The following is a 426-nucleotide window of genomic DNA, read 5'->3' as shown; positions in this document are numbered from 1 at the left end:
TCCTTGAGCATGAACTCGCACGTGCGTGACAGCGGGTCGAACGCCGACTCCTTGAGCGTGCCGAGCTGGTACTTGCCGTCCCGGTCGGTGAAGTAGGTGAACATGAAGAACGACAGCCAGTCGGGGGTCTCCTCGTTGAAGGCGCCCAGGATGCGGGGTGACTCCTGGCTGCCGGAGTTGCGGTGCAGCAGCTCCTCCGCCTCCTCCCGGCCCTCGCGCCCGAAATAGGCGTGCAGCAGGTAGACCATCGCCCACAGATGGCGGCCTTCCTCGACGTTGACCTGGAACAGGTTGCGCAGGTCGTACAGGCTGGGCGCGGTGGCGCCCAGGTTACGCTGCTGCTCGACCGACGCCGGCTCGGTGTCACCCTGGATCACGATGAGGCGCTGAAGGTCGGCACGGTACTCGCCGGGCACCTTCTGCCAG

Annotated in this window: 1 protein-coding gene; it reads right to left on the bottom strand. The window is 66.0% G+C overall.

Annotated features, from left to right (window positions below):
• Positions 1–426, bottom strand: a 426-nt coding sequence (locus QSK21_RS35960) for a hypothetical protein (RefSeq protein ID WP_285702227.1), incomplete at both ends; no start/stop codon positions are given.

Source organism: Actinomadura sp. NBRC 104412, from assembly GCF_030269515.1.
In the GTDB taxonomy this organism is placed as follows: Bacteria; Actinomycetota; Actinomycetes; order Streptosporangiales; family Streptosporangiaceae; genus Spirillospora.
This window is presented reverse-complemented; position numbering and strand designations above follow the sequence as displayed.